Annotated in this window: 26 protein-coding genes; 6 read left to right on the top strand and 20 right to left on the bottom strand. The window is 58.9% G+C overall.

All coding sequences use genetic code 11. From position 1 onward, the window contains the following. Positions 1-7: 7 nt before the first annotated feature. The 5 genes from AC1D2Q_RS19570 to AC1D2Q_RS19590 are packed head-to-tail and all read right to left on the bottom strand — an operon-like array spanning position 8 to position 5,237. Positions 8-3,130: a pilus assembly protein gene (locus AC1D2Q_RS19570; protein ID WP_477814247.1), complete on the bottom strand. Its 3,123-nt coding sequence runs from the start codon at positions 3,128-3,130 to the stop codon at positions 8-10. Next, entirely contained in the window at positions 3,117-3,596 is a 480-nt protein-coding gene (locus tag AC1D2Q_RS19575; RefSeq protein ID WP_086945905.1) for a pilus assembly PilX family protein, read from the bottom strand. The genes AC1D2Q_RS19570 and AC1D2Q_RS19575 overlap by 14 nt, the downstream gene beginning before the upstream one ends. An 11-nt stretch (positions 3,597-3,607) precedes the next feature. After that, positions 3,608-4,321 carry a PilW family protein gene (locus AC1D2Q_RS19580; protein ID WP_018925892.1) on the bottom strand — a complete coding sequence of 238 codons (714 nt, stop codon included), beginning with the start codon at positions 4,319-4,321 and terminating at the stop codon, positions 3,608-3,610. Then, positions 4,318-4,767, bottom strand: a complete 450-nt coding sequence (pilV, locus tag AC1D2Q_RS19585; protein ID WP_477814248.1) for a type IV pilus modification protein PilV — start codon at positions 4,765-4,767, stop codon at positions 4,318-4,320. The genes AC1D2Q_RS19580 and pilV overlap by 4 nt, the downstream gene beginning before the upstream one ends. Beyond that, entirely contained in the window at positions 4,764-5,237 is a 474-nt protein-coding gene (locus AC1D2Q_RS19590; RefSeq protein ID WP_477814249.1) for a GspH/FimT family pseudopilin, read from the bottom strand. The genes pilV and AC1D2Q_RS19590 overlap by 4 nt, the downstream gene beginning before the upstream one ends. A gap of 131 nt (positions 5,238-5,368) precedes the next feature. On the opposite strand from AC1D2Q_RS19590, the gene AC1D2Q_RS19595 reads away from it, so the two are divergent. Beyond that, positions 5,369-5,926 (top strand): GspH/FimT family pseudopilin, encoded by a 558-nt coding sequence (locus AC1D2Q_RS19595; RefSeq protein ID WP_477814250.1) that lies wholly within the window; start codon positions 5,369-5,371, stop codon positions 5,924-5,926. Here the strand turns inward: AC1D2Q_RS19595 and ispH are convergent. The 6 genes from ispH to murJ form a co-directional block, all read right to left on the bottom strand. Then, positions 5,895-6,842, bottom strand: coding sequence for a 4-hydroxy-3-methylbut-2-enyl diphosphate reductase (ispH, locus tag AC1D2Q_RS19600; protein ID WP_018925888.1), 948 nt, complete (start codon positions 6,840-6,842; stop codon positions 5,895-5,897). The two genes, AC1D2Q_RS19595 and ispH, sit on opposite strands and share 32 nt — an antisense overlap. Before the next feature lie 90 nt (positions 6,843-6,932). Beyond that, positions 6,933-7,370, bottom strand: coding sequence for an FKBP-type peptidyl-prolyl cis-trans isomerase (gene fkpB, locus AC1D2Q_RS19605; RefSeq protein ID WP_177318289.1), 438 nt, complete (start codon positions 7,368-7,370; stop codon positions 6,933-6,935). A 7-nt stretch (positions 7,371-7,377) separates the two neighbouring features. After that, positions 7,378-7,890 (bottom strand): signal peptidase II, encoded by a 513-nt coding sequence (gene lspA / locus AC1D2Q_RS19610; protein WP_019581266.1) that lies wholly within the window; start codon positions 7,888-7,890, stop codon positions 7,378-7,380. Further along, positions 7,883-10,714, bottom strand: a complete 2,832-nt coding sequence (gene ileS, locus AC1D2Q_RS19615; RefSeq protein WP_019581267.1) for an isoleucine--tRNA ligase — start codon at positions 10,712-10,714, stop codon at positions 7,883-7,885. Before ileS ends, lspA begins: the two co-directional genes overlap by 8 nt. Beyond that, positions 10,715-11,665 (bottom strand): bifunctional riboflavin kinase/FAD synthetase, encoded by a 951-nt coding sequence (gene ribF, locus AC1D2Q_RS19620; RefSeq protein ID WP_305410191.1) that lies wholly within the window; start codon positions 11,663-11,665, stop codon positions 10,715-10,717. It lies immediately after the preceding gene. 129 nt (positions 11,666-11,794) lie between these two features. After that, entirely contained in the window at positions 11,795-13,333 is a 1,539-nt protein-coding gene (gene murJ / locus AC1D2Q_RS19625) for a murein biosynthesis integral membrane protein MurJ (RefSeq protein WP_477814251.1), read from the bottom strand. A gap of 387 nt (positions 13,334-13,720) precedes the next feature. On the opposite strand from murJ, the gene rpsT reads away from it, so the two are divergent. Beyond that, complete coding sequence (rpsT, locus tag AC1D2Q_RS19630; protein WP_007901883.1) at positions 13,721-13,999, top strand: 30S ribosomal protein S20; 279 nt, start codon at positions 13,721-13,723, stop codon at positions 13,997-13,999. Between the two features lie 121 nt (positions 14,000-14,120). Here rpsT and AC1D2Q_RS19635 read toward each other — a convergent pair whose 3' ends face one another. From AC1D2Q_RS19635 to rplU, 5 genes are all read right to left on the bottom strand, one after another. Then, a complete protein-coding gene (locus AC1D2Q_RS19635; RefSeq protein WP_007938427.1) occupies positions 14,121-14,585 on the bottom strand; it encodes a CreA family protein in 465 nt (154 codons plus the stop codon). Positions 14,586-14,597: 12 nt separating this feature from the next. Then, positions 14,598-15,716, bottom strand: coding sequence for a glutamate 5-kinase (gene proB / locus AC1D2Q_RS19640; protein WP_477814314.1), 1,119 nt, complete (start codon positions 15,714-15,716; stop codon positions 14,598-14,600). 137 nt (positions 15,717-15,853) lie between these two features. After that, a complete protein-coding gene (gene cgtA / locus AC1D2Q_RS19645; protein ID WP_018925882.1) occupies positions 15,854-17,077 on the bottom strand; it encodes an Obg family GTPase CgtA in 1,224 nt (407 codons plus the stop codon). A 195-nt stretch (positions 17,078-17,272) separates the two neighbouring features. Further along, positions 17,273-17,530: a 50S ribosomal protein L27 gene (gene rpmA / locus AC1D2Q_RS19650; protein ID WP_003228360.1), complete on the bottom strand. Its 258-nt coding sequence runs from the start codon at positions 17,528-17,530 to the stop codon at positions 17,273-17,275. 33 nt (positions 17,531-17,563) lie between these two features. Further along, complete coding sequence (gene rplU, locus AC1D2Q_RS19655; RefSeq protein ID WP_007901869.1) at positions 17,564-17,878, bottom strand: 50S ribosomal protein L21; 315 nt, start codon at positions 17,876-17,878, stop codon at positions 17,564-17,566. A gap of 240 nt (positions 17,879-18,118) precedes the next feature. On the opposite strand from rplU, the gene AC1D2Q_RS19660 reads away from it, so the two are divergent. The 3 genes from AC1D2Q_RS19660 (at position 18,119) to AC1D2Q_RS19670 (ending at position 20,051) form a co-directional block, all read left to right on the top strand. Then, on the top strand, positions 18,119-19,087 hold the full coding sequence (locus AC1D2Q_RS19660; protein WP_019581270.1) for a polyprenyl synthetase family protein: 969 nt from the start codon (positions 18,119-18,121) through the stop codon (positions 19,085-19,087). Positions 19,088-19,244: 157 nt separating this feature from the next. Beyond that, complete coding sequence (locus AC1D2Q_RS19665) at positions 19,245-19,586, top strand: zinc ribbon domain-containing protein YjdM (RefSeq protein ID WP_007938431.1); 342 nt, start codon at positions 19,245-19,247, stop codon at positions 19,584-19,586. 207 nt (positions 19,587-19,793) lie between these two features. After that, positions 19,794-20,051: a PA4570 family protein gene (locus tag AC1D2Q_RS19670; RefSeq protein WP_018925879.1), complete on the top strand. Its 258-nt coding sequence runs from the start codon at positions 19,794-19,796 to the stop codon at positions 20,049-20,051. A 61-nt stretch (positions 20,052-20,112) separates the two neighbouring features. Here the strand turns inward: AC1D2Q_RS19670 and AC1D2Q_RS19675 are convergent, their stop codons facing one another. From AC1D2Q_RS19675 to AC1D2Q_RS19685, 3 genes are all read right to left on the bottom strand, one after another. Beyond that, positions 20,113-20,730, bottom strand: a complete 618-nt coding sequence (locus AC1D2Q_RS19675; RefSeq protein ID WP_007938433.1) for an FKBP-type peptidyl-prolyl cis-trans isomerase — start codon at positions 20,728-20,730, stop codon at positions 20,113-20,115. 129 nt (positions 20,731-20,859) lie between these two features. Further along, a complete protein-coding gene (locus tag AC1D2Q_RS19680) occupies positions 20,860-21,153 on the bottom strand; it encodes a DUF6482 family protein (protein ID WP_477814252.1) in 294 nt (97 codons plus the stop codon). Positions 21,154-21,286: 133 nt separating this feature from the next. Then, a complete protein-coding gene (locus tag AC1D2Q_RS19685) occupies positions 21,287-21,775 on the bottom strand; it encodes a TIGR00645 family protein (protein WP_007938436.1) in 489 nt (162 codons plus the stop codon). Between the two features lie 160 nt (positions 21,776-21,935). Between AC1D2Q_RS19685 and AC1D2Q_RS19690 the strand changes: the two genes are divergently transcribed. Further along, positions 21,936-23,765 (top strand): hypothetical protein, encoded by a 1,830-nt coding sequence (locus tag AC1D2Q_RS19690; RefSeq protein WP_477814253.1) that lies wholly within the window; start codon positions 21,936-21,938, stop codon positions 23,763-23,765. 6 nt (positions 23,766-23,771) lie between these two features. Here the strand turns inward: AC1D2Q_RS19690 and AC1D2Q_RS19695 are convergent, their stop codons facing one another. Beyond that, entirely contained in the window at positions 23,772-24,113 is a 342-nt protein-coding gene (locus AC1D2Q_RS19695) for a PA4575 family protein (RefSeq protein WP_019581273.1), read from the bottom strand. Positions 24,114-24,187: the final 74 nt, after the last annotated feature.

Here is a 24,187-nt window from a genome sequence, read left to right on the forward strand (position 1 = left end):
CTCTCACTTACTGTATTTGTCGCCACATGATGCGACGGCCGCTGCCGCCACCGGATTTTTCCACCAGAGTGGTCACGCCACCACCGGAGTCGTTCACAATCTTGCGGGTTGCGTCGTTGACGACTGCATTCAGGGTCGGGATACCACCGGTGAAGATCACCCCGCTGGAAATCGTGTCAGTGCCGTCGACCTTCCCGTCAGCATTGGTGTCGAGCACCGCATAATTGAGCATTTTACCGCTGAACGCATCGAGTTCGACCAGTTTGCCGGTACCGAAGCTGGCACAGGGGTCCACGGTATCCACGCTGAGCGTGGTAAAAACAATTCGCCCCGACACCAGGCTGGCCTGATAGATCACCCGCTCCCCCGTCAGCACATTGTTGTATACCAGGGGCAAGTACCAGCCTTTCTTGGCCGGGTAGGTCACCTCGTTCTGGCTGGTGGTGATGAATTGCCCGGTACTGCCCGAAAACACGCCGGTCACCGCCTGCGCCTGCAAACTGGAAACGGTGATTTGTCCTGCGCCCCCCTCAGCATCCCATACCGCGTAGAACGCCTGTAGATCCTTGTTGGTCTTGTCGGCAACCTCATTGAATTTGCCGGTGCCAAAAAACACCTCCTTGCCGCCCAACACGTGATCCGCCAGCAACGGTTGCGCGGTAATCGGCTGGGTCGCGCCACCTGCTGTGGTGAACAACGGCTTTCCGGCAAACGCCAAGCCCCAGGTGTCAGGGGTGGTGCCACTCAAATCGAACTTCCACAACCGCCCTTTCAGATCGCCCCCATAAGCAGCCTGCACCACATTCTGCGAGTTGACCCTGAGCTTCACCGACGACAGGCCGTTGGTGGTTTCGGTACTGTCGACCACGATTTTCTTGATCAGCGAGCCGTCGCGAATATCCACCACATATAACGCTGCCACCCCGGAGTTGCTGCCATAGCCGTTGGAGATAAACGCGGCCCAGCGACCGTCGGCCAAGCGTGCCACTTCGGGGCGCGCATAGGCATAACCCAGATCATTGAAAACGTTCGCTGTACTGGCCGTGGCCGGCGCACTGATTTCCCACAGTGCTTTAGTTTCGTTACCGGCCGATGCGTCGAACAATTGCAGCGCATAGAAGGTTTTTCCGCCCGCCCCCGTTCCGCCAATCGCCAGGGTTTTCCACGCACTGTTGAGCTGGGCATCGAACACGCCGATCTGACCATCGACCAGAAACTTGTGGCTCACACCGTTGATGTAAGTGGGATCGGCGATGTCGTTCAGCGATGGCAGCGCGCTGGAGGGCATGTAGGCATAACGCCTGACACCGTTGGTCGAGTTGATGATGTTTACAAAACCGTCGTTGGCATTCACCACCAGGCTGGCATTCATGTTGGCGGCTTTGGTGGTCAGGTAAGTGCTGTAGCTGGTGTCTGCCACCAGATCGGACGCGGTTTTGTCCGTGGGTGAGGCCAGCACGAGTGGCGAATTGATGATATCGCCGAGCAATACACTGCGAACTTTCAGCCCGGTTTTGTTGATGCCTTTGCTCCACTCCACCAGATCGTTGCCGTTGATGCCAGTGGGCAGGCCCTGGTTGAGGGCTGTCTGCTGCGCCGCAGAGAAATTGCTGTAAGCAAGGGTGACCGCGGCGTTGGTTTGCGTGTTCCAGGACTGGTAGGTCGGCGCAGTGGCGCCGGGCACGATGGTGGTGTCGGTCGTCCACAGCACAGCGGCGGTGTTAACCGCGCCCGCCGACGTGAAGCCAAAGGACTTGATCGTACCCCGCCAGTCCTTGGGATCGTAGCTGGTCTGGAAATAGCTCGAGTCGCTGGTCAGGGTCGTGCCGCTGGCCACGCCACTGCCACCTGAGCCGGCCTTGGAAGTGATGTCGCTCAGGGCTGCAGACAATGCATTGTTAAGTCCCGCACTGTCGCTCGCCTGGTAGTACTTGCCCTGCCCGTAGGTCGCGGCATCCGCCAACATCTGGTTTGCAGCGGTGAAACCCACGGTATAGGTGTTCATGTACTGCCTGGGAAAATCCACCGCGTCCCAGCTTTTGCCCGTGGCATCGGTTCCCGTGGAGCGCATGTCGATGTCGAAGGCGAACTTGGCAATGTCATCCAGGTAGAGAGTGTCGCCCTCATCGTCGCCTGAGGGGTCGGCACCATCGTTACTGCTGATCCCGTCCCAGTTCGGTAACCGGCTGCCTCCCAGCGGATCGTCGGTCGGAAAGGTTCGGTCGTAGGTCGGTAGACCATCGGTGATCACCACCCCGTAGTTTTTCTGGCAACGGTACTGAATCGGACTGGTATAGGTGTCGGGCGTTGAGTTGTTGTACGGCGCCATGCCACGAAAATAACGAGTGATCTCGTAATAGGCTTCCGCCAGCGGCGTATTGGCTTGCGCGCTCAACTCGTCGATCCCGGCGATCAGTGAGGTGTAATTGGTATCGGCCTGAGCCTGGGTCACAGTGCCGCTGACCGCCGATAAATCGCTGATCGAACGGGCGATGTAACCGCCGTCATTCTTATGGTTGCCGACCGCCAGGTTGAACGTCGACAGACCGATGCGTAGCGAACGGTTATTGGCCACCAACGTCTTGGAAACGTTGCGCGCCACATTCATCCGGTAATCATTGGGAATCGAGCCGTCGGTGAAGTCCCGGTCAGTATTGTTGGCCAGGCTGATCAGGTAAGACAAATAATTCGCCGTATACCGCGTGTCCTCGCTTCCCACCGGATCGGGAAGCTTCAGGCAAAGCGAATCCAGACCGAGAAGGCTGTTTTTATAAAAACCGTACCATCCGGCCTTCGAGCATGTTCCATGAGTCAAACTCGACAAGGCGATATTGTTATCGGTCATGTCCAGGTCGCGGCCTTTCAGGCACGTACCATTGGAGAGGCAAATAGTCACCGGGGTGCGTGCGACCGTCGGGTCGAAGCCGGCGGCCCAGATAATGTTGTTCATACTCCCCGAGTCATCGAGCAGCAGCATCACATTGGGAGGCACGGCGGCGGCGCTCAACAGCGGCGAATCCGAGGGCGTGAAGGCGTAGGTCGGCGCGGCCAGATAAAGGCTCAAGGCCGCGCCGCAGAGCAGCTGCAATAACCAACGACGCCAGCCTGTGCGGGTCTCAGTACTTCGCATAAATACTCTCCACCACACTGCGTGAGCTGCCCGCGATGCCCACGGCGGTCACCCGGTAAAGGGTTGCCGACGTGTTGCTCGGCACGTTCACGGCAGTCAGGGTAGTGCCGATGTTCTGCACTCCATAAAACCCGCTACCGGAGGCGATCCAGTTCACCCCCGAGGTGGAGTTGAACCCGGCGGCGGTGATGACCGACGCCTCGGCCGGGGGTGCGCACTGGCTGGTGCCACTGCAGACCGGCAATGAGTAGGAGTTCAGTTGCACCGCGCTTTCACCGACCCGCAACGCCGCTTCCGCCCCTTGGAACGACTGGTTGCGCAGGATCACGCTGCTGGTCATTTTCTCCTGCAACGTGGCGCTCTGCATCGATGAGAGACCGATCAATGTCAGCACCAGGAGAAACACCAGGCTGACCAACAGCGCCATGCCGCGCTGGGCGTGAGATGTCATGGGCGCACGACTCATCGGCCCTCCCCTCATTGCAACCGGTTGCGCAAGGCGGCAACCACGTTGAAGGTTTGATTGCGGACCCGGTTGTTCGGGTCAGTGAGGGTCAGCGTCAGCCGCACACTGCGGATTCGCGCCGGATCGGACGGATTACTGCTGTAACTGGAGGCGGCTGTATCCGTGGCCGAACTGGCGATGCCGAAGCTCACGCCAAAGGCACTGACGTTGTTTACCAGCACCGCCTGAGTCGGCGTGCCAGTGCCGGAGCCCATCAGCAGTTGGTTGTTGCTGAAGCTGTAGACCAGCCGCCGGATCGGAAACGCCAACTGCCCCGATGCCGGCGTGCGTAAACCGGTGTAGGCCGTCGCAGTATTTCGGCAGTCGGAAACCACCGTCCAGGTCGGCACTCCGCCACTGCCGCCGACATCTGCGGTGACCAGAGTCAATTTGAGATTGGCATTGTCCCAACTGATCGGCGTGAGCAGGCTGGCATTGAAGTCCCCCGCCGAGCTGGCGTCGGTAATCGTACCCAGGCAACCGAACATGCCGACCATGCGAATTTCCTGAATCATCTTGCTCAGGACGAACCGCGCATCTTCCTGCATGCCGGCAGCGGTGTTCTGGCTGACGTAGGTGTTTTTGGCGGCGATGAAAATCTGCGCCACGCCCAGGACCACGATCAGGCTCAACGCCAGGGCGATCAGCAATTCGATCAGGCCGAAACCTCTGCTGGTTCTGTTCATGGTGTCGTCGCCGGATCAACGGTGGCGCGGCTGGTGAGGACGAAACTGCGGCGCGAATCGGCGATATTGGCGGCCCGGGAGTCGTCCCAGGTAATGGTGATGGTGTACACCCGCTGGTTGCGGACGATGCTGCCGGTGGCTGTGGCGCCGCCGAAATTGACGATATTGGTGGTGAAGTCGTAGAGGTCCTGATCCCGGGCCACGTTCAGGTTGCCCGAGGTCGGTGGCGTGACGGTGTAATCGGCGCCGGAGTTGGCGCGGATGCGGTCCATCATGTCGTAGGCGATAAAACTCGCCTGGCTGGTCATCCGTGAGCTGTCGGTGTACTTCAGCGCATTGAGCTGAATCGCCGCCGCGCCCAACAGACCCACAGCCAGCACCAACAACGCGACCAATACCTCGATCAGCGTCATGCCCTCCTGTGCACGCTTGCTCCAACCCCTCATCCGCAACTTCCACCCAATAGAATTCGTCCGTTCAAACACACATTCAGCGTCCTGCTTTGCGCTCCCAGCACATAGCTGATCACCACCGCCGTGGACGGCGCTGCCAAGCCGCCGAGATTGTTGAAATCAATCGCGGTCACTCCTGAGGTTAGCGTCAGAGTTGCTCCGCTGCTCATCGCTGGAACAACCCGCAATACATTGGCCGGATTGCCAGTACCGTCATAAACGCTCAGCTCGCCGGTCCAGACACTGCCGCCGGCCGTCGGGCGAACCCGAGTGGTGAAGCCCCGATCAATCGCCTCAAGCCGCGCGAAATTGAGTGCCCGTTGCAAGTCGCCGACCTCGGTGTCGGCCTTGTTGCTTTGCACCGAGCGGGTGAACGCCGGAACGGCCAGTGTAATCAGGACCAGAAACACCGCGAGCGTGATCAGCAGCTCGATCAGCGTGAAACCTTTTGTACGATGATCCATCAGTGCCCTCCGTTTCCGTCGGCTATACCTGCTTCTACACGCTAGAACATTCGACCGACAGATGTACGGTTGTTTTGCCATTACTCGCGCAAGGATCGCGCGGGCCGCAGCACTCCATGGAGGGAGATGACATGCATCAGCAAGGTTTCAGCCTGATCGGACTGCTCATGGGACTGACGATTGTCGGGATTGTTCTGCACTTGGTCAGTCCGGCGTTCGCTGCACTGACGGAATCGAACCATCGGGAGCAGGCGGCGCAGTCGCTGATCAGCGGGATCCGGCAGGCCAGAACCCTGGCAATCACCCGCAACCAGAACGTGGTCATTCATGGCATCAACGGCGATTGGAGCCAGGGCTGGCGGATCATTCTGGACATCAGCGGCAAAGGGCCAGAGGACAGCAGCAATCCGCTATTGGTCGAGCGCGCAGGTGATGCACGAACGCCGATTGTCGGTAATTGGTGGGTCAGGCGTTTCGTGCGGTTCAGCAGTCTGGGCCAACCGCTGATGCCCGGGCGGGCATTTCAGGCAGGGACGCTACATATTTGCTCGGCTCGCGAGCCGGTCAGCCAGCTCCAGGTGGTGCTGGCGGCGAGTGGTCGAGTGCGCCTGGCCAACCGTAAGGCTGAGCAGGCGCTGTGTCGAAAAACGAAAAGTATTACAGCAACGAACGCACGCGCAGCTCTTTAGGCATGGAGAAGGTGATGTTCTCCTCGCGACCGGCCAGCTCATCGGCGCCGGTGGCACCCCAGGCCTGCAGTTGCTGGATCACGCCACGCACCAGCACTTCCGGAGCAGAGGCACCGGCCGTGATGCCAATACGCTCGACGCCATCGAACCAGCTCTTTTGCAGGTCTTCGGCACCGTCGATCAGGTAGGCCGGGGTGGCCATGCGTTCGGCCAATTCACGCAGACGATTGGAGTTGGAGCTGTTCGGGCTGCCGACCACCAGCACCACGTCGCACTCGTCCGCCAGTTGCTTGACAGCGTCCTGACGGTTTTGCGTGGCGTAGCAGATGTCGTCCTTGCGCGGACCGCCAATCGCCGGAAAGCGGGTACGCAGGGCGTCGATCACGCGACTGGTGTCGTCCATGGACAAGGTGGTTTGGGTAACGAAGGCCAGCTTTTCAGGGTTGTTCACCTGTAACTCGGCGACGTCTTTCTCGTCTTCGACCAGATAGATCGCGCCGCCATTGCTGCCATCGTACTGGCCCATGGTGCCTTCGACTTCCGGATGGCCAGCATGACCGATGAGGATGCATTCACGGCCGTCACGGCTGTAACGCGCGACTTCGATGTGCACCTTGGTCACCAGCGGGCAGGTCGCGTCGAACACCTTCAAGCCACGACCTGTGGCTTCGGTGCGCACGGCCTGGGAAACACCGTGGGCGCTGAAGATCACGATCACGTCGTCCGGCACCTGATCCAGTTCCTCGACGAAGATCGCCCCACGGGCACGCAGGTCTTCGACGACGAATTTGTTGTGGACCACTTCGTGGCGCACATAGATCGGCGGCCCGAAGACTTCCAGGGCGCGATTGACGATTTCGATCGCCCGGTCCACACCGGCGCAGAAGCCACGGGGGTTGGCGAGTTTGATTTGCATGCTGTGCCTCGTGTCTTGCGCGCAAGAAATAGCGAAAACAGTGAAAAACCAACTGTGGGAGATTCTATGGTTGAGGGGAAACCCTCAACTTTACAGCGCCTTGACGTTGATGATCTCGACGTCAAAGGTCAAGGTTTTACCGGCGAGCGGGTGATTGAAGTCGATGGTCACTTGCGCGTCATCGAATTCCTTCACCACGCCTGGCAGCTCGGTATTGGCGGCATCGTTGAAAATCACCAGCAATCCTGGCGACAGTTCCATGTCCTGGAACTGCGAGCGAGGGATGATCTGCACGTTTTGCGGGTTAGGCTGGCCAAAGGCGTTTTCCGGCTCGATGGACAGGCTGCGCTTGTCGCCGGCCTTGAAGCCGAACAGCGCGGCTTCGAAGCCTGGCAACAGGTTGCCGTCGCCGACCTTGAAGGTCGCCGGGGCTTTGTCGAAAGTGCTGTCGACGGTGTCGCCGTTCTCCAGGCGCAATGCAAAGTGCAAGGTGACTTCCGTGTTCTGGCCGATACGTTGTTCAGCCAATACCTGTTCAGTCATGAACGGTTTCTCCGGTCTTCTTACTTTTGAACATATCCAGCGCGAGCATTACGGCACCGACAGAAATGGCGCTGTCAGCAAAGTTGAACGCCGGGAAATACCAGCGGTTCTGCCAGTGCACCAGAATGAAATCGATCACATGGCCCAAGGCAATGCGGTCGTACAGATTGCCCAGCGCGCCACCCAGCACCAGGGCCAGCGCAATCGCCAGCCAGGTGTCGTTGCGCCCCAGGCGCTTGAGCCAGATCACCAGCACCGCACTGACCACCACCGCGATCAAGGCAAACAACCAGCGCTGCCAGCCGGAGCTGTCAGCCAGGAAGCTGAACGCCGCCCCGGTGTTGTAGGCCAGGGTCCAGCTGAACAAATCGGGGATCACCACGATTTGCTGGTACATCTCGAGCTTGCCTTCGAAGTAGAACTTGCTGGCCTGGTCAATGACCAGGACCAGCAAACTCAACCAGAGCCAGCTCAGCCGTCCGAAACGGCCAGCCGCATTAGGCATAGTGACGAACCTCGCCCGCGCCGCTGATGTTGTCGACGCAACGACCGCAGATTTCCGGATGCTCAGGGTTCACGCCGACGTCTTCACGGCAGTGCCAGCAACGGGCGCACTTGGCGTGAGCCGACTTGACGATCTTGAGCTTCAGGCCGCTGACTTCGGTGACCACGGCATCGGCCGGTGCCTGCACCAATGGCGCAACACTGGCGGTCGAAGTGATCAGCACGAAACGCAGTTCGTTGCTCAGCTTGGCCAGGTCGGCGCTCAGCGCGTCTTCGGCGAACAGCGTCACTTCGGCTTGCAGGTTGCCACCGACGGCCTTGGCTGCACGCTGGATTTCCATTTCCTTGTTGACCGCAACCTTGACCGCCATGATCCGGTCCCAGTAAGCGCGATCCAGCTCGAAGCCTTCCGGCAGTTCGCTCAGGCCTTCGTACCAGGTGTTGAGCATCACAGACTCGTTACGCTCGCCCGGCAGGTATTGCCACAGCTCGTCGGCGGTGAACGCCAGGATCGGCGCGATCCAGCGCACCAGCGCTTCACTGATGTGGAACAGCGCGGTCTGGCACGAACGACGGGCCTTGCTGTCAGCGCCAGTGGTGTACTGACGGTCCTTGATGATGTCCAGGTAGAAACCGCCCAACTCCTGCACGCAGAAGTTGTGGATCTTGGAGTAAACGTTCCAGAAACGGTATTCGCCGTAGTGTTCCTGCAGCTCGCGTTGCAGCAACAGCGTGCGATCCACGGCCCAACGGTCCAGGGCGAGCATTTCTTCGGCCGGCAGGAGGTCGGTGGCCGGGTTGAAACCGGTCAGGTTGGAAAGCAGGAAGCGCGCGGTGTTACGGATGCGCCGGTAGGCGTCCGCACTGCGTTGCAGGATCTGCTCGGAAACCGCCATCTCACCCGAATAGTCGGTAGACGCTACCCACAGACGCATGATGTCGGCGCCCAGGGTGTCGTTGACTTTCTGCGGCGCGATCACGTTGCCCAGGGACTTGGACATTTTGCGACCGGATTCGTCGACGGTAAAACCGTGGGTCAGCAGTTCGCGGTACGGTGCGTGGTCGTCGATGGCGCAACCGGTCAACAACGATGAGTGGAACCAGCCGCGGTGCTGGTCCGAGCCTTCCAGATACAGGTCGGCACGTGGACCGGTCTCGTGACCCATCGGGTGCGAACCGCGCAGGACGTGCCAGTGCGTGGTGCCCGAGTCAAACCAGACGTCCAGGGTGTCGCTGATCTTGTCATACAGCGGTGCTTCTTCACCGAGCAGCTCGGCGGCGTCCATCTTGAACCAGGCTTCGATGCCTTCGACTTCGACGCGCTGGGCGACGATTTCCATCAGTTCGACGGTGCGTGGGTGCAGTTCGCCGCTTTCCTTGTTCAGGAAGAACGGGATTGGCACGCCCCAGTTGCGCTGACGGGAGATGCACCAGTCCGGACGGTTGGCGATCATCGAGTGCAGGCGCGCCTGGCCCCAGGCCGGGACGAATTTGGTGTCTTCGATGGCTTTGATTGCGCGTTTGCGCAGGGTGTCGCCCGCTGCAGGCTCTTTGTCCATGCCGATGAACCACTGCGCGGTGGCGCGGTAGATCAGCGGGGTCTTGTGACGCCAGCAGTGCATGTAGCTGTGTTCGATGGTGGTGGTGTGCAGCAGCGCGCCGACTTCGGTCAGTTTGTCGACGATGGCCGGGTTGGCCTTCCAGATGAACTGGCCGCCGAAGAACTCCAGCGATGGCACATACACGCCGTTGCTTTGTACCGGATTGATGATGTCGTCGTTGACCATGCCGTACTTCTTGCAGGTCACGAAGTCGTCTACGCCGTAGGCTGGCGAGGAGTGAACCACGCCGGTGCCCGCGCCCAGCTCAACGTAGTCGGCCAGGTAAACCGGCGACAGGCGATCGTAGAACGGGTGACGGAAGTTGATCAGTTCCAGCGCTTTACCGGTGGTGGTGGCGATCACCGAACCTTCCAGGCTGTAGCGGGCCAGGCAGGATTCGACCAGCTCTTCAGCCAGTACCAGCAGCTTGTCGCCGACGTCGACCAGTGCGTAGTTGAACTCCGGGTGAACGTTCAGCGCCTGGTTGGCCGGGATGGTCCACGGGGTGGTGGTCCAGATCACGATCGAAGCAGGCTTGGCCAGCGATGGCAGACCAAACGCGGCAGCCAGTTTGGCTTCGTCGGCGATCGGGAAGGCCACGTCGATGGTCGCGGACTTTTTGTTTTCGTACTCGACTTCCGCTTCAGCCAGGGCCGAACCGCAGTCAAAGCACCAGTTCACAGGCTTCAGGCCCTTGAACACGAAGCCACCCTTGACGATTTCCGCCAGGGCGCGGATTTCACCGGCCTCGTTTTTGAAGTCCATGGTCTTGTACGGGTTGGCGAAGTCGCCCAACACGCCCAGACGGATAAATTCGGACTTCTGGCCTTCGATCTGCTCGGTGGCGTAGGCACGGCACAGTTCGCGGGTCTTGTCGGCGCCCAGGTTCTTGCCATGGGTCACTTCGACTTTGTGCTCGATCGGCAGACCGTGGCAGTCCCAGCCCGGAACATAAGGTGCGTCGAAACCCGACAGGGTTTTCGAGCGGATGATCATGTCCTTGAGAATCTTATTCAGCGCATGACCGATGTGAATCGTGCCGTTGGCGTACGGAGGACCGTCGTGCAGTACGAACTTCGGACGATCCTTGCCAATCTCGCGCAACTTACCGTACAGGCCAATGCTGTCCCAGCGCTGCAGAATCTGCGGTTCGCGCTGAGGCAGGCCGGCCTTCATTGGGAAGGCGGTGTCCGGAAGGTTTAGCGTGGCTTTATAGTCGGTCATTTAAGGCTCTTCATTAGCGATTGGCGCTAGGTGCGACAGGGCACGGGCGGCGGCGATATCCGCATTGATCGCCGTCTTAAGCGCCTCCAGAGAGGCGAAACGCTGCTCTTCACGCAGCTTGTGGTGGAAAACCACTGTCAAACGCCGGTCATACAGATCGCCGGCAAAATCTAAAAGGTGCACTTCGAGGTGGGCTTTGCCATCCCCTTCGACCGTTGGCCGCACACCAATATTGGCGACGCCTGGCCAGGTCTTGCCATCGATGTCGACGCTGACCAGGTAAACCCCGCTCAACGGCACACGACGACGTTTGAGTTGCACGTTGGCCGTGGGCGTACCCAACTGGCGCGCCAGCTTCTGGCCATGCAGGACCCGACCGGCAATCCGGTACGGGCGACCGAGCAGTTGCTCGGCCAAGGCGAAATCGGCGGCGGCCAGGGCATTGCGGACCTGAGTGCTGCTGACACGAATGCCGTCCAGCTCGACGGTCTGCGCCGCTTCGACGGTAAAGCCCTGAAGGACGCCGGCCTGTTGCAAGTAGTCGAAATCCCCCAGCCGATCGCAGCCAAACCGGAAATCGTCACCGACTTCCAGATGCTGCACGCCGAGGCCGTCCACCAGAATGGTATCGACGAACGCCCTGGCGCTGAGTTTGCTCAGGCGATGGTTGAAAGCCAGGCACAACACCCGGTCTACACCCTCTTCGGCCAGCAGCTGCAGTTTGTCCCGCAGGCGGGCCAGACGGGCCGGAGCGGTGTCCGGAGCGAAGAACTCCCGCGGCTGCGGCTCGAAAATCACCACGCAGCTGGGCACGCCCAACTCGAGCGCACGCTCTCGCAGCCGGACCAGGATAGCCTGGTGGCCACGGTGAACACCGTCAAAGTTGCCAATAGTGGCGACACAGCCCCGATGCTGGGGGCGCAGGTTGTGGAGGCCTCGAACCAGCTGCATAACGCGCTTCTTGCTCATAAAGTGGTCGATTATAACCACACCCGGCGGCCGACGACAGGTAACACCGTAACCCAAAGTAATCGAGCCGACAAAATTGCCGGCTCGCCCATGATTATCGAGATAACGTCTTCAGCTCAAGGCCTTGCGATTGAAGTCGCGCAAACGGAAGCCCATCAACAGCAACATGCCGAAATACGCCACGACGCCTGCGGTTACCAATACACCCAGACGCAGCAGCCGCTCGAGCATAGGCCCCTGCCCCCAGGCCGGCATAAAGTGCATCGCACCCAGCAATACTGCTGACATCACCGCTACCGCCACCAGCAATTTGAGCCCGAACTTCGCCCAGCCCGGTTGCGGCTGATACATCTGCTGCTTGCGCAGTTGATAAAACAGCAAACCGGCGTTGATGCAGGCACCCGCGCTGATGGCCAGGGCCAGGCCAGCGTGCGCCAGCGGACCGATCAGCACCAGGTTGAACAGCTGAGTGACGACCAGGGTGAAAATCGCGATTTTCACCGGCGTGCGGATGTTTTGTTGCGCATAGAAGCCCGGCGCCAGCACTTTAATCACGATAATCCCCAGCAAGCCGACAGAATAAGCGATCAGCGCGCGCTGGGTCATGGCCGCATCGAAAGCACTGAACTGGCCGTACTGGAACAGCGAAGCCGTCAGTGGTTCAGACAGAATCCCCAGCGCCAGGGAACACGGCAACACCAGCATGAAGCACAGGCGCAGCCCCCAATCGAGGATTCGCGAGTATTCGTGGCGATCCTGGCTGGCATAGGTCTTGGCCAGCGTCGGCAACAAAATCGTGCCCAACGCCACACCCAGCACGCCGGATGGCAATTCCATCAGGCGGTCGGCGTAATACATCCATGACACGGAGCCGGCCACCAGAAACGAGGCAAAAATAGTATTGATGATCAGCGAAATCTGACTCACCGAAACGCCGATGATCGCGGGCAGCATCTGTTTCATGACCCGCCAGACACCGCTATCGCGCAGGTTCAAACGCGGCAGTACCAGCATGCCGATTTTTTTCAGGTGCGGCAGTTGATAGAGCAGCTGCGCCAGCCCACCCACCAGAACGGCCCAGCCCAGCGCCATCACCGGCGGATCGAAGTACGGTGTCAGGAATACCGCAAAGATGATCATGCTGACATTGAGCAGGGTCGGCACGAAGGCCGGCACCGAGAAGCGGTTCCAGGTGTTGAGGATCGCCCCGGCCAGCGACGACAGGGAGATCAGCAATATATAAGGGAAAGTGACCCGCAGCAGATCGGTTGTCAGCTGGAATTTTTCCGGAGAATCGACGAATCCCGGTGCCGTGGCCCAGATGACCCAAGGGGCGGCGAACATACCCAACGCAGTGACCAGCGCCAGTACCAGTGTCAGCAGGCCTGAGACGTAGGCAATGAAGGTTCGCGTCGCCTCCTCGCCCTTCTGGCTTTTGTATTCGGCAAGAATCGGCACAAAGGCCTGGGAAAATGCCCCTTCAGCGAAGATCCGCCGCAGCAGATTGGGCAGTTTGAAGGCGATAAAGAAGGCGTCAGTCGCCATTCCGGCACCAAACGCACGGGCGATTAGAGTGTCACGAACAAACCCCAACACCCGGGAAAGCATCGTGATAGAGCTGACAGCGGCCAACGATTTGAGCAGATTCATTGAAAGAGTTTGTGCCTGTCGATAAACAGCAGGCGAACAACGCGCCCACTTATGCGATACTCCGCGCCGCAACAGCACAGAGCCAAAGCTCGCGAGTTTACAGGTCGCGCGCCGGAAAGAAATATCCAGCGCACCGTCCCCTTGAAAACGTAGCGAGCGAAGGCAAGACAAGGCGAAAGCAGGCGAGAAAGCGGAGTTGACTTTAGTCAATGAGTATTTCGAGTCTGCTTTCAACGCTGTATTGCCGAGCGCAGTAGTTTTCATGGGGCCGGAACCGGCCACTTAGCGGAACGTCTCTTCCGCCCTTGACAAGACATCAACTCATCGGCATGATTCGCGGCCTATTTTGTTTGCTATTTCCTAAAAAGTCTTTCGAGGAGCTCGACGGTGGCCAACACACCTTCCGCCAAAAAACGTGCAAAACAGGCTGAGAAGCGTCGCAGCCACAACGCCAGCCTGCGTTCCATGGTTCGTACCTACATCAAGAATGTAGTTAAAGCCATCGACGCAAAAGACGCTGCTAAAGCTCAAGCTGCTTACGTTCTGGCCGTGCCAGTTATCGACCGTATGGCCGATAAAGGCATCATCCACAAGAACAAAGCTGCTCGCCATAAGAGCCGTCTGAATGGCCACGTCAAGGCCCTGAACGTTGCCGCTGCTGCCTAAGCGACGCGCTCGTTAAAAAACCGACCTCAGGGTCGGTTTTTTATTGCCTGCGATTTAGCAGGTGATACGCAAAAAAATGTGGGAGCGAGCCTGCCCGCTCCCACATTGGATCTGTGCCCGATTACTGAGCGTGCGTCCACGGCAGAATCGGAATCGCTGTCACCGCATTCTGCGGACTGCCCTCGATCAAGCGATCGCTGTAGACCAGATACACCAGCGTATTACGCTTCTTGTCGAGGAATCGCACCACCTGCATAGTCTTGAATACCAGCGAAGTGCGCTCCTTGAACACCTCCTCGCCATCCTTGAGCTCACCCTTGAAGTTGATCGGCCCGACCTGGCGACATGCAATAGACGCCTCAGCGCGATCCTCGGCCAATCCAAGACCACCTTTCACGCCACCCGTCTTGGCGCGCGACAGGTAGCAGGTCACTCCCTCCACTTTCGGATCATCAAACGCCTCGACAACGATACGGTCGTTCGGGCCGACGAATTTGAACACCGTCGACACTTGGCCTATTTCCTCGGCCGAGGCCAGCAACGGCATCGCCAACAACAAGCCCAACAATCCTTTTGCCACACGCATTCAGGTATTCCTTCAGACCAGAATCAGGTTATCGCGGTGAACCAGTTCCGGCTCCGCCATGTAACCTAACAGACCGACAATCGCCTCAGACGACTGACCGATGATTTTTTGTGCTTCCAGGGCACTGTAGTTAGCCAGGCCACGGGCGATTTCACGACCGTCCGGCGCCACACAGACCACCATTTCGCCGCGACGGAAGCTGCCCTGGACCAGCTTTACACCTACCGGCAGCAAACTTTTGTTGCCCTGAGACAGCGCAGTCACCGCACCCGCGTCCAGCACCAGCGTGCCGCGAGTTTGCAGATGCCCGGCCAGCCACTGTTTGCGGGCCGCCAGCATGCCGCGCTCAGGCGACAGCAAAGTGCCGATACGCTCGCCAGCCTTGAGGCGATCCAGCACTCGCTCAATACGCCCACCAACGATAATGGTGTGCGCACCGGAGCGCGCCGCCAGACGCGCAGCGCGCAATTTGGTCTGCATGCCGCCACGCCCCAGCGCACCGCCAGTGCCACCAGCTACCGCATCGAGCGCCGGATCATCGGCCCGCGCCTCGTAAATCAGCTTGGCGTCGGGATTGTTGCGTGGATCAGCATCGAACATGCCATCGCGATCGGTGAGGATCACCAGCAAATCGGCCTCGACCAGATTCGCCACCAGCGCCGCCAACGTGTCGTTGTCGCCGAAACGGATTTCGTCAGTGACCACCGTGTCGTTCTCGTTGATCACCGGGATCACTTTCAACTCGACCAGCGCGCGCAGAGTACTGCGAGCGTTCAGGTAGCGCTTGCGGTCGGACAAGTCGTCGTGAGTCAGGAGAATCTGGGCGGTATGCCGACCATGTTCGGCGAAGCTCGACTCCCAGGCCTGCACCAGCCCCATCTGACCAATGGCGGCAGCCGCCTGCAACTCGTGCATCGCACTGGGTCGTGAGGTCCAGCCCAGACGGCTCATGCCCGCCGCCACCGCCCCGGAGGACACCAGCACCAGCTCAACGCCCGCCTGATGCAGGGCAACCATCTGCTCGACCCAGACACCCATTGCTGCGCGATCCAGGCCCTTGCCGTCCGCCGTCAGCAAAGCGCTGCCGATCTTCACGACCCAACGCTGCGCACCTGTCACCTTGCTCCGCATCATCTTCAACCTTAGCTTGAGGGCAGCGCGACCTGGCACTGCCCGTGACGTTATTCGTGGTTCTTCGTGACCAACAGTCGATTTCCAGATACTAAAACGCCGCTCCAGTGAGCGGCGCTTAAGTTTATCGCAACGAATCAGTCACGCACGTAAATGATTTCCGGACCGTCTTCGTCATCCACATCTTCTTCGTCCCAATCGTCGTCACCGATATCATGGACCGACTTCACGCCGCTGCGGCGCAGAGCACGCTGATCGTCCAGCGCCTGCAACTGAGCGCGAGCTTCATCTTCGATGCGCTGATCGAGCTCAGCCAGCTCTTCCTTGTAGGCGGGGTCGTTAGCCAGGCGATCGGCGCGATCTTCCAGGTAACGCATGATGTCGTGACAAAGACGCTCGGTGCCCTGCTTGGCGATCGCCGAGATCACATAGACCGGACCGGTCCACTCCAGACGATCAACGATTTCCTTGACGCGAGCATCGTGCTCTTCTTCAAGGATCTGGTCGCACTTATTCAGCACCAGCCAGCGATCACGCTCGGCCAGGGACGGACTGAACTTGGTCAGCTCGCTGACGATCACTTCAGCGGCATCCGGCGCACTGGTGTCATCCAGCGGCGCCATGTCGACGAGGTGCAGCAGCAGACGCGTACGCGACAAGTGCTTGAGGAAGCGAATCCCCAGGCCCGCGCCGTCGGAAGCACCTTCGATCAGGCCCGGAATATCCGCGACCACGAAGCTCTTCCAGCGATCGACACTGACCACACCCAGGTTCGGCACCAACGTGGTGAACGGGTAGTCGGCGACTTTCGGCTTGGCGGCCGACACCGAGCGAATGAAGGTACTTTTGCCGGCGTTCGGCAAACCGAGCAGACCGACGTCCGCCAACACCTTCATTTCCAGTTTCAGGTCGCGCTGCTCACCCGGCTTGCCCGGCGTGGTCTGGCGCGGCGCGCGGTTGGTACTGGATTTGAAACGAGTGTTACCCAGACCGTGCCAGCCACCCTGAACCACCATCAGCTTCTGGCCGGCCTTGGTCAGGTCGCCGATGACTTCCTGGGTGGCAGAGTCAATCACTGTGGTACCGACCGGCACCCGCAGAATCAGATCCTCACCTTTTTTGCCGGTGCAGTCGGTGCTGCCACCGTTGGAACCGCGCTCGGCATCGAAGTGCCGGGTGTAACGGTAGTCGACCAGGGTGTTCAGGTTTTCGTCGGCCATCATGTAGATGGAACCGCCATCACCACCGTCGCCGCCGTTCGGGCCGCCGTTTTCAATGAATTTTTCTCGACGGAAACTCATGCAACCGTTGCCACCGTCGCCGGCCTTTACTCGAATCGATACTTCATCAACAAACTTCATAACAAAACGCCTCTCGCCATACGGACGAGCCGAAAAACAACCAAGACATAAGACTCTTGCAAAAATGAGCGCAGCGACCTCAATCAACGACCGCCAATACAGCGCTGGAGCCCATCACAAACAGCTTTGCAAGAGACTCACCCCACAAACGAAAAAGCCCCGTCGCAAGACAGGGCTTTTCCAGCGATCGCGCAATTAAGCTGCGACGACGCTCACGTAACGACGACCGAAGGCGCCTTTTACTTCAAACTTGATCACGCCTTCGATTTTCGCGAAGAGGGTGTGATCTTTACCCATGCCAACGCCGTAGCCAGCGTGGAATTGGGTGCCGCGCTGACGCACGATGATGTTACCGGCCTTGATGACCTGGCCGCCATACATCTTCACGCCAAGGCGTTTGGCTTCTGAGTCGCGACCGTTACGGGTACTACCACCAGCTTTTTTGTGTGCCATGAGTTCAATTCTCCTAGTGAGGAATTAGGCTGATTAAGCCTGAATACCGGTGATTTTGATCTCGGTGTACCACTGGCGGTGGCCCATACGCTTCATGTGATGCTTACGGCGACGGAACTTGATGATGCGGACTTTATCGTGACGACCTTGGGAGATCACTTCAGCCACAACGGTAGCGCCAGGAACAACTGGAGCGCCGATATTCACGTCGTCGCCATTGGCAACCAACAGAACGCGATCAAAAGTTACGGATTCGCCGGTAGCGATTTCCAGTTTTTCGATCTTCAGGTATTCACCTGGAGCAACTTTGTACTGCTTGCCACCAGTAACGATTACTGCATAAGACATGGTATTTCTCCGATAATCCTGCTCACCCAGCTCTTTATAAGAAGAGGTATTGGCTGGCATGGCTGCATAAGGCTGGAAGGCCAGTTTGCAATTGCGTAAGGCAGGTGCTGCCCAGGAAGTTCAGGGTGCGCGATTGTACGCAAGCTACTCTGGCGTTGCAAGTGGCCGTCCATCGCGCCTTGACAGGCCCGGACGTGGGTCCTAGCATGCCGCGCAACCCTTCTGGAGCAACTGTCGCTGATGCAACCCCAAGCTTTCTACCGCGCGGTGGCGGACGATTTTAACGCCGTCGACGGCATCATCAAGAAGCAGCTGACTTCCCGAGTGCCGCTGGTATCGAAAATCGGCGACTACATTACCTCGGCTGGCGGTAAACGCCTGCGTCCCTTGCTCGTGCTGCTGTGCGGCAAGGCACTGGGCCGCGAAGGCGATGACCTGCGCCTGCTGGCCGCGACCATCGAGTTCCTGCACACCGCCACCCTGCTGCACGACGACGTCGTCGACATGTCCGGCATGCGCCGTGGCCGTTCGACCGCCAATGCCATGTGGGGCAACGCGCCGAGCGTGCTGGTGGGCGACTTCCTGTATTCGCGTTCTTTCGAAATGATGGTCGAACTGGGCTCCATGCCGGTAATGAAGATCCTTTCGCAAGCCACGCGCATCATCGCTGAAGGCGAAGTGTTGCAGCTGTCGAAGGTCCGCGACGCCAGCACCACCGAAGAAACCTACATGGAAGTCATTCGCGGCAAAACCGCGATGCTCTTCGAGGCTTCGACCCACAGCGCCGCAGCACTGGCCGGCGCCTCGCTGGAACAGAGCGAAGCGCTACGCACCTTTGGTGATCACCTGGGCGTGGCCTTCCAACTGGTCGACGACCTGCTGGACTACCGTGGCGATGCCGAGACACTGGGCAAGAACGTCGGTGACGATCTGGCCGAGGGCAAGCCGACGCTGCCGCTGATCTACACCATGCGCGAAGGCACTCCGGAGCAAGCTGCACTGGTTCGTCAGGCGATCCAGAAAGGTGGCATCGAAGACCTGGAAAGCATTCGCGAAGCGGTCGAAGCTTCCGGCTCGCTGGATTACACCGCGCAACTGGCCCGCGACTACGTGGCCCGTGCGATCAAGTGCCTCGACGCCCTGCCCGCCAGCGAATACCGCGATGCGCTGGTGGAATTGAGTGAGTTTGCGGTCGCTCGCACGCACTGATACTCACAGCAAAATCAAAAGATCGCAGCCTTCGGCAGCTCCACATGGGTACACCAAGGAGCTGGCGAAGGCTGCGATCTTTTGTTGTTCGCTCCCTCCTGCGATAAATCCCTATATAATGTGCGCTTTTTAGCCATCCTGAATCCAAGGAGCTTTAGTGAGCACGTTGCCACCCTGCCCGAAATGCAATTCCGAATACACCTACGAAGACGGCGCACAGCTGATCTGTCCGGAGTGCGCCCATGAGTGGTCCGCCAACGGCGAAGCCGAAGTAGCGTCCGACGATACCGTGAAAAAGGACTCGGTCGGCAACGTCCTGCAGGACGGCGATACCATCACCGTGATCAAGGACCTCAAGGTCAAAGGCACTTCCCTGGTGGTCAAGGTCGGCACCAAGGTCAAGAACATCCGTCTGTGCGATGGCGACCACGACATCGACTGCAAGATCGACGGCATCGGCCCGATGAAACTCAAATCCGAGTTCGTCAGAAAAGTCTGAGCCTTTGGTACTCCATCCCGCGCCTGGCGTGGGATGGTGCTTCGCCCTTCCCCGCGCCACCCAGCATGTCCTCGCAATAGCCAAACGCCAGCCGTTTTGACCTTACGCAATCCTTACCCGATAAAAAACGCAAACCGCCAATAGGCCCTTGCTATTTAATGAATAGGAATTATTCTCATTGAACCCCATTCAATGGAGATGAGACCCATGACTTATTTGATCGATGCCTGGCTGGACCGCCCACATCCCTACCTCAGAATCCTGCATCGGGAAACCGGGGAAGTCTGTGCGGTGCTTGAAGAAGAAGCCTTGAACGAGCTACAGGATCAGGGTGATCTGGACGTCAACGGCCTGAGTTCCAGTGAGCCGGTGGTACTCAAGGAACTGGTGCGCAATCTGTTTCTGTTTTGCTATGCCCGGGCGTTGCGCCCGAGTCATGACCTGAATACCAAGTTCGAGGTATGAAGATCATTTGTAAAAATGCCGGAGCTGGCCCTGCAGGAGCGGGCCAGCTCCAACACCGGGATTACAGAACGTCGAGCAGTTCGACGTCGAATACCAGTACGCTGTGCGGCGGAATGCTGCCAACGCCTTGAGCGCCGTAAGCCAGTTCGCTCGGCACGTACAGACGCCATTTGCTGCCGGCATTCATCAGTTGCAGGGCTTCGGTCCAGCCAGCGATAACGCCGCCTACCGGGAATTCTGCAGGCTGGCCGCGCTCGTAGGAGCTGTCGAACACAGTGCCGTCGATCAGAGTGCCGTGGTAGTGAGTGCGCACTTGATCTTCACGGGTTGGCTTGGCGCCTTCACCTTGAGTCAGCACTTCGAATTGCAGGCCCGAAGCCAGAGTAGTGATGCCTTCACGCTTGGCGTTTTCAGCCAGGAAAGCCAGACCTTCGCCAGCAGCAGCTTCAGCCTTGGCAGCCGCTTCGGCTTGCATGATCTCGCGGATCACCTTGAAGCTGGCGGACATTTCTTCCTGACCCACACGGCTTGGCTTGCCGGCGAACGCGTCGGTCAGACCCGCCAGGATCGCGTCCAGGCTCACGCCCGGTGGCGGATTGTCACGCAGCTGGTCGCCCAACTGACGGCCAATGCCGTAGCTGACGCGGGTTTCGTCGGTGGACAGATTTACTTCGGACATGACACTGCTCCGCTGTGCGGACGGCCCTGGAACTTGCCGTGCGTGCACAGCGCATCCCGGAGCGCCCGGAATCAAAAGGGCGAGCAGACTAGCACAGATGCAGCCACGTTGATGAGCGGTTCAGCCCTGTTACACAGACCGGAAGGTGCTCGGGACTTGCGGGCTTTCCTCGGCGCTGGCACCGCACATTTCATCATGAGCCGGGGTATATACAACGTTGAATGACTTGGGACAGGCGTGAAGCACTTCACGCGCATGCTCGACCGAGCGCAGCCGCAATGTCTCGCCGTGGGCATCGAGCACTCGATGCGCCACGCCGTGCATCCGAGCCTCCAGCACGTAGAACACGCCTTCCATCGAGATCAGGTTCAGCTCATCGATCTTTCCGGCGATGGCATACGCATTCAACTCTTGCAGGTTCATGAGCGCACCTCACGCAGTGGAGAGCCAGGGTTCTTACAGGGATATGCCTCGACGCGCCAAAGTACAAGCCACAAACGACACCGCCCGTCTGTTTCGCAACAGACGGGCGGTGTGGTAAAGCAATAAGGGCTGATCAGTGCTTGGTCAACTTGTCCAGATAACCCATGGCAAACGCCGACACCACGAAGGTCATGTGGATGATCACGTACCACTGCAAATGCTCGGGATCGACGTTCTTGGCGTCCATGAAGATCCGCAGCAGGTGGATCGACGAAATCGCCACGATGGAAGCCGCGACCTTCATCTTCAACGAAGACGAATCCATGGTGCCCAACCAGTTGAGCTTCTCCTTGCTGTCGTCGATGTCCAGTTCGGAAACGAAGTTTTCGTAACCGGAGATCATCACCATCACCAGCAAGCCGCCCACCAGCGCCATGTCGATCAGCGACAGCAGCACCAGAATCAGATCCGACTCGGCCATCGAGAACACGTTAGGGATGACGTGGATGACCTCCTGGAAGAATTTCAGCGCCAACGCCAGCAAGCCCAGCGACAAACCGAAATAGATCGGCGCCAGTAACCAGCGGGAGGCATACATTGTATTTTCGATAAAGCGTTCCATTGAATCTCACACAAGGGGCTGGAAATGGCGGCGAGTATAACAGCCGCCTGTTACACCCAGAAACCGCCGGAAAATCCGCAACCTGCGTGTGTGTGACAAAGTTTTTCTGCTAGTGTCCAGATCAATGACAGGTCAGCGACATCGGACAGGAAAACTGGAAATGGATGTGCGATTGCCTTTAACGAGTGCCGGACTTTGCCTCGCATTGCTGCTCGGTGGTTGTTCACCCAGCGATGAGAAACGCCAGGTCAGCCTCGAAGAAAAGACCGCGCAGTTCGAAAAGTCTCTGGAGGCGATCAAGGATCCGAAACTCAAGGACGTCGTGACCGAACTTGGCGGTTCACTGCTGCTGCTCGAGCGTGCGCAACTCAAGCTCGACAGTAAACCGGTGGTCACCGAATACGGCGAAGATGCCCTCGCCGTATTCAAGCACTACCCCACGCCCCAGGCGCTGGTCGACACTTACATCAACGGGCTGTTCGTGCTGCACAAGGAGTCCAGCTCGGATTACCTGACCGATCTGCAACCGGTATTCCCCCTCCACTTCAACACCCCTGGCGCATTCCTTTTCCCTCACGACCTGGAATGGCAATCGGTGACCCTCAGCAACAAGCGCGTCATCGCGTTTCAGCCGGAATGGTCGGAAACCGATCCCGGCATTCAGCTGAGCCCGTCGAGCTCCAACCTGACCAACCCCGATGATTTGACGGTGACCTACCCCTTCATTGAAGGCCTGGATGTGGACAAGAAGCACCTGCCACAACCGGTGAGCCTGCAAGGCAAGGTGGAGGTCATCGCCCCACGCCGAATCTACAGCTTCGACCTGACAAAAAAGGACGTCGGCCAGACGCGCACCAATGACAACCTCAGTGTCACGCTGCTGAAGCTTGAAAAAAACCATGCCGAAATCGAATTCAGTAACAGCGCACCACCGGCCCCCGAGGTTCGCGATACACCGCCCAACCCGCTGATCGTTCAGGCCAGGGACACCACCGGGCAATTCCTCTCGCGCTCGGGCGCGATCAATGAAACCGCCGCGCAAATTGCGTTCTATCAAAAACAACTGACGCAAATGCAACAGCAGAAAGCCTGGAGCGAAGCGTTCGAAAAGCAGCTCGAGGACGACCAGCGTGCCTTTGAAAAACAACAAACCCGACGGTACGCCAAGGTGTACTTCAACGGACCGATCGACACGCTCGAAGTCAGCCTGCTGGATTTCTCGGCGGTCACGGTGACCCGCAAGAACCTGGACCTGCCAGTACGCCGCTTCGACCCGCACACGACGGAAAAAACCATCCAGCCACTGGCCTTGCCCGTAGTGGTATACGACGACCAGGCCGCGACCTGGCTCAAGGGTGCGACGCTGGACGAGAGCCAACTGAAAAAAAGCATCAGTATCAGCCAGTCGGTCGATGATCCGAGCGCCGCGCGCATCGATTTCGATCACCCCAGAAGTTTCAATGACGAACTGCTCGGCACCTCGTTCAATCCCGGCGAAAGTCCCGTGACGTTCTTTACCCAAGACAGCAATGGCCGGCGCGACGGGCCGATCGAGCTGCCACCGGAGGCGTATCAGGTCGACCCGCTACGCGGCAGCATCACCTACGACCTGAATCTGTTTGCAGAAACTCCGGCCTACGCGGTGGGCTCCATGCCGCTGTTCCTGGCGACTGTCGACAAGCAAACCTACGACGCCCACCAACTGCCCAAGGGCCTGGCGCTCAAAGGGAATGAGTTGGTGGTCGATCTGAAGCTGTTCCCCGACCAGGACTGGCGCTTTTTCGCCAAGGACGACAGTGGCAACTATCTGAAGGAGATTCTTTCGGTCAGTCACGACGCGAACGCGCAAGGCCCGGGGTTATTCGCAGTGCATTACTTCTACGGCCAGCCCACACGTCTGGAAACTTATCAGCGAACCAACCTCACCACCGTGCAATACGGTTTCGAGGTCAAACTCGACAAGACCGAGCCAGGTAACCTGGATCAATAGCCTGGATCAGCCTTCAGGTCGAAACCCGGGACCGGCAAGGTTGTGGAAACGGCCACCGTTGATCTCTCGCAACTGGGCTTGCAGGTGCAGGCACCAGATTTGCGGGTCATCGGCCAGCTCGTAGCCATGCAGAGTCAGACTTTCGACGATGGTGTCGAGGATCGATTCAGCCACGACCGGCCCACGGAACGGGCCTTGAGCCTTGATGGCTGAAGGTTGCTCGCCGGCCATTCCGGCGGCAAAAAGCAAGGTCCACATGCCCGTATCTCCCGCCAGCGGGCGGATAGCACATTCGATACGGGTCACAAGGCCCAGGCATTGACGGGTGAGGCAGAGGTTGCGCGACATGGCGGCGACCCTCGGTAGATCCGGTATTCAGCCTCCACGGGAAGGCTGTCTCGATCCAGTGATAACTGTCGATA

This window comes from Pseudomonas sp. P1_A1 (assembly GCF_056406935.1).

Coding starts and splice junctions, on each gene's coding strand:
- AC1D2Q_RS19570 (WP_477814247.1), bottom strand. CDS start 3,130: ATGCGAAGTACTGAGACCCGCACAGGCTGGCGTCGTTGGTTATTGCAG.
- AC1D2Q_RS19575 (WP_086945905.1), bottom strand. CDS start 3,596: ATGAGTCGTGCGCCCATGACATCTCACGCCCAGCGCGGCATGGCGCTG.
- AC1D2Q_RS19580 (WP_018925892.1), bottom strand. CDS start 4,321: ATGAACAGAACCAGCAGAGGTTTCGGCCTGATCGAATTGCTGATCGCC.
- pilV (WP_477814248.1), bottom strand. CDS start 4,767: ATGAGGGGTTGGAGCAAGCGTGCACAGGAGGGCATGACGCTGATCGAG.
- AC1D2Q_RS19590 (WP_477814249.1), bottom strand. CDS start 5,237: ATGGATCATCGTACAAAAGGTTTCACGCTGATCGAGCTGCTGATCACG.
- AC1D2Q_RS19595 (WP_477814250.1), top strand. CDS start 5,369: ATGCATCAGCAAGGTTTCAGCCTGATCGGACTGCTCATGGGACTGACG.
- ispH (WP_018925888.1), bottom strand. CDS start 6,842: ATGCAAATCAAACTCGCCAACCCCCGTGGCTTCTGCGCCGGTGTGGAC.
- lspA (WP_019581266.1), bottom strand. CDS start 7,890: ATGCCTAATGCGGCTGGCCGTTTCGGACGGCTGAGCTGGCTCTGGTTG.
- ileS (WP_019581267.1), bottom strand. CDS start 10,714: ATGACCGACTATAAAGCCACGCTAAACCTTCCGGACACCGCCTTCCCA.
- ribF (WP_305410191.1), bottom strand. CDS start 11,665: ATGCAGCTGGTTCGAGGCCTCCACAACCTGCGCCCCCAGCATCGGGGC.
- murJ (WP_477814251.1), bottom strand. CDS start 13,333: ATGAATCTGCTCAAATCGTTGGCCGCTGTCAGCTCTATCACGATGCTT.
- AC1D2Q_RS19635 (WP_007938427.1), bottom strand. CDS start 14,585: ATGCGTGTGGCAAAAGGATTGTTGGGCTTGTTGTTGGCGATGCCGTTG.
- proB (WP_477814314.1), bottom strand. CDS start 15,716: ATGCGGAGCAAGGTGACAGGTGCGCAGCGTTGGGTCGTGAAGATCGGC.
- cgtA (WP_018925882.1), bottom strand. CDS start 17,077: ATGAAGTTTGTTGATGAAGTATCGATTCGAGTAAAGGCCGGCGACGGT.
- rpmA (WP_003228360.1), bottom strand. CDS start 17,530: ATGGCACACAAAAAAGCTGGTGGTAGTACCCGTAACGGTCGCGACTCA.
- rplU (WP_007901869.1), bottom strand. CDS start 17,878: ATGTCTTATGCAGTAATCGTTACTGGTGGCAAGCAGTACAAAGTTGCT.
- AC1D2Q_RS19660 (WP_019581270.1), top strand. CDS start 18,119: ATGCAACCCCAAGCTTTCTACCGCGCGGTGGCGGACGATTTTAACGCC.
- AC1D2Q_RS19670 (WP_018925879.1), top strand. CDS start 19,794: ATGACTTATTTGATCGATGCCTGGCTGGACCGCCCACATCCCTACCTC.
- AC1D2Q_RS19675 (WP_007938433.1), bottom strand. CDS start 20,730: ATGTCCGAAGTAAATCTGTCCACCGACGAAACCCGCGTCAGCTACGGC.
- AC1D2Q_RS19680 (WP_477814252.1), bottom strand. CDS start 21,153: ATGAACCTGCAAGAGTTGAATGCGTATGCCATCGCCGGAAAGATCGAT.
- AC1D2Q_RS19685 (WP_007938436.1), bottom strand. CDS start 21,775: ATGGAACGCTTTATCGAAAATACAATGTATGCCTCCCGCTGGTTACTG.
- AC1D2Q_RS19690 (WP_477814253.1), top strand. CDS start 21,936: ATGGATGTGCGATTGCCTTTAACGAGTGCCGGACTTTGCCTCGCATTG.
- AC1D2Q_RS19695 (WP_019581273.1), bottom strand. CDS start 24,113: ATGTCGCGCAACCTCTGCCTCACCCGTCAATGCCTGGGCCTTGTGACC.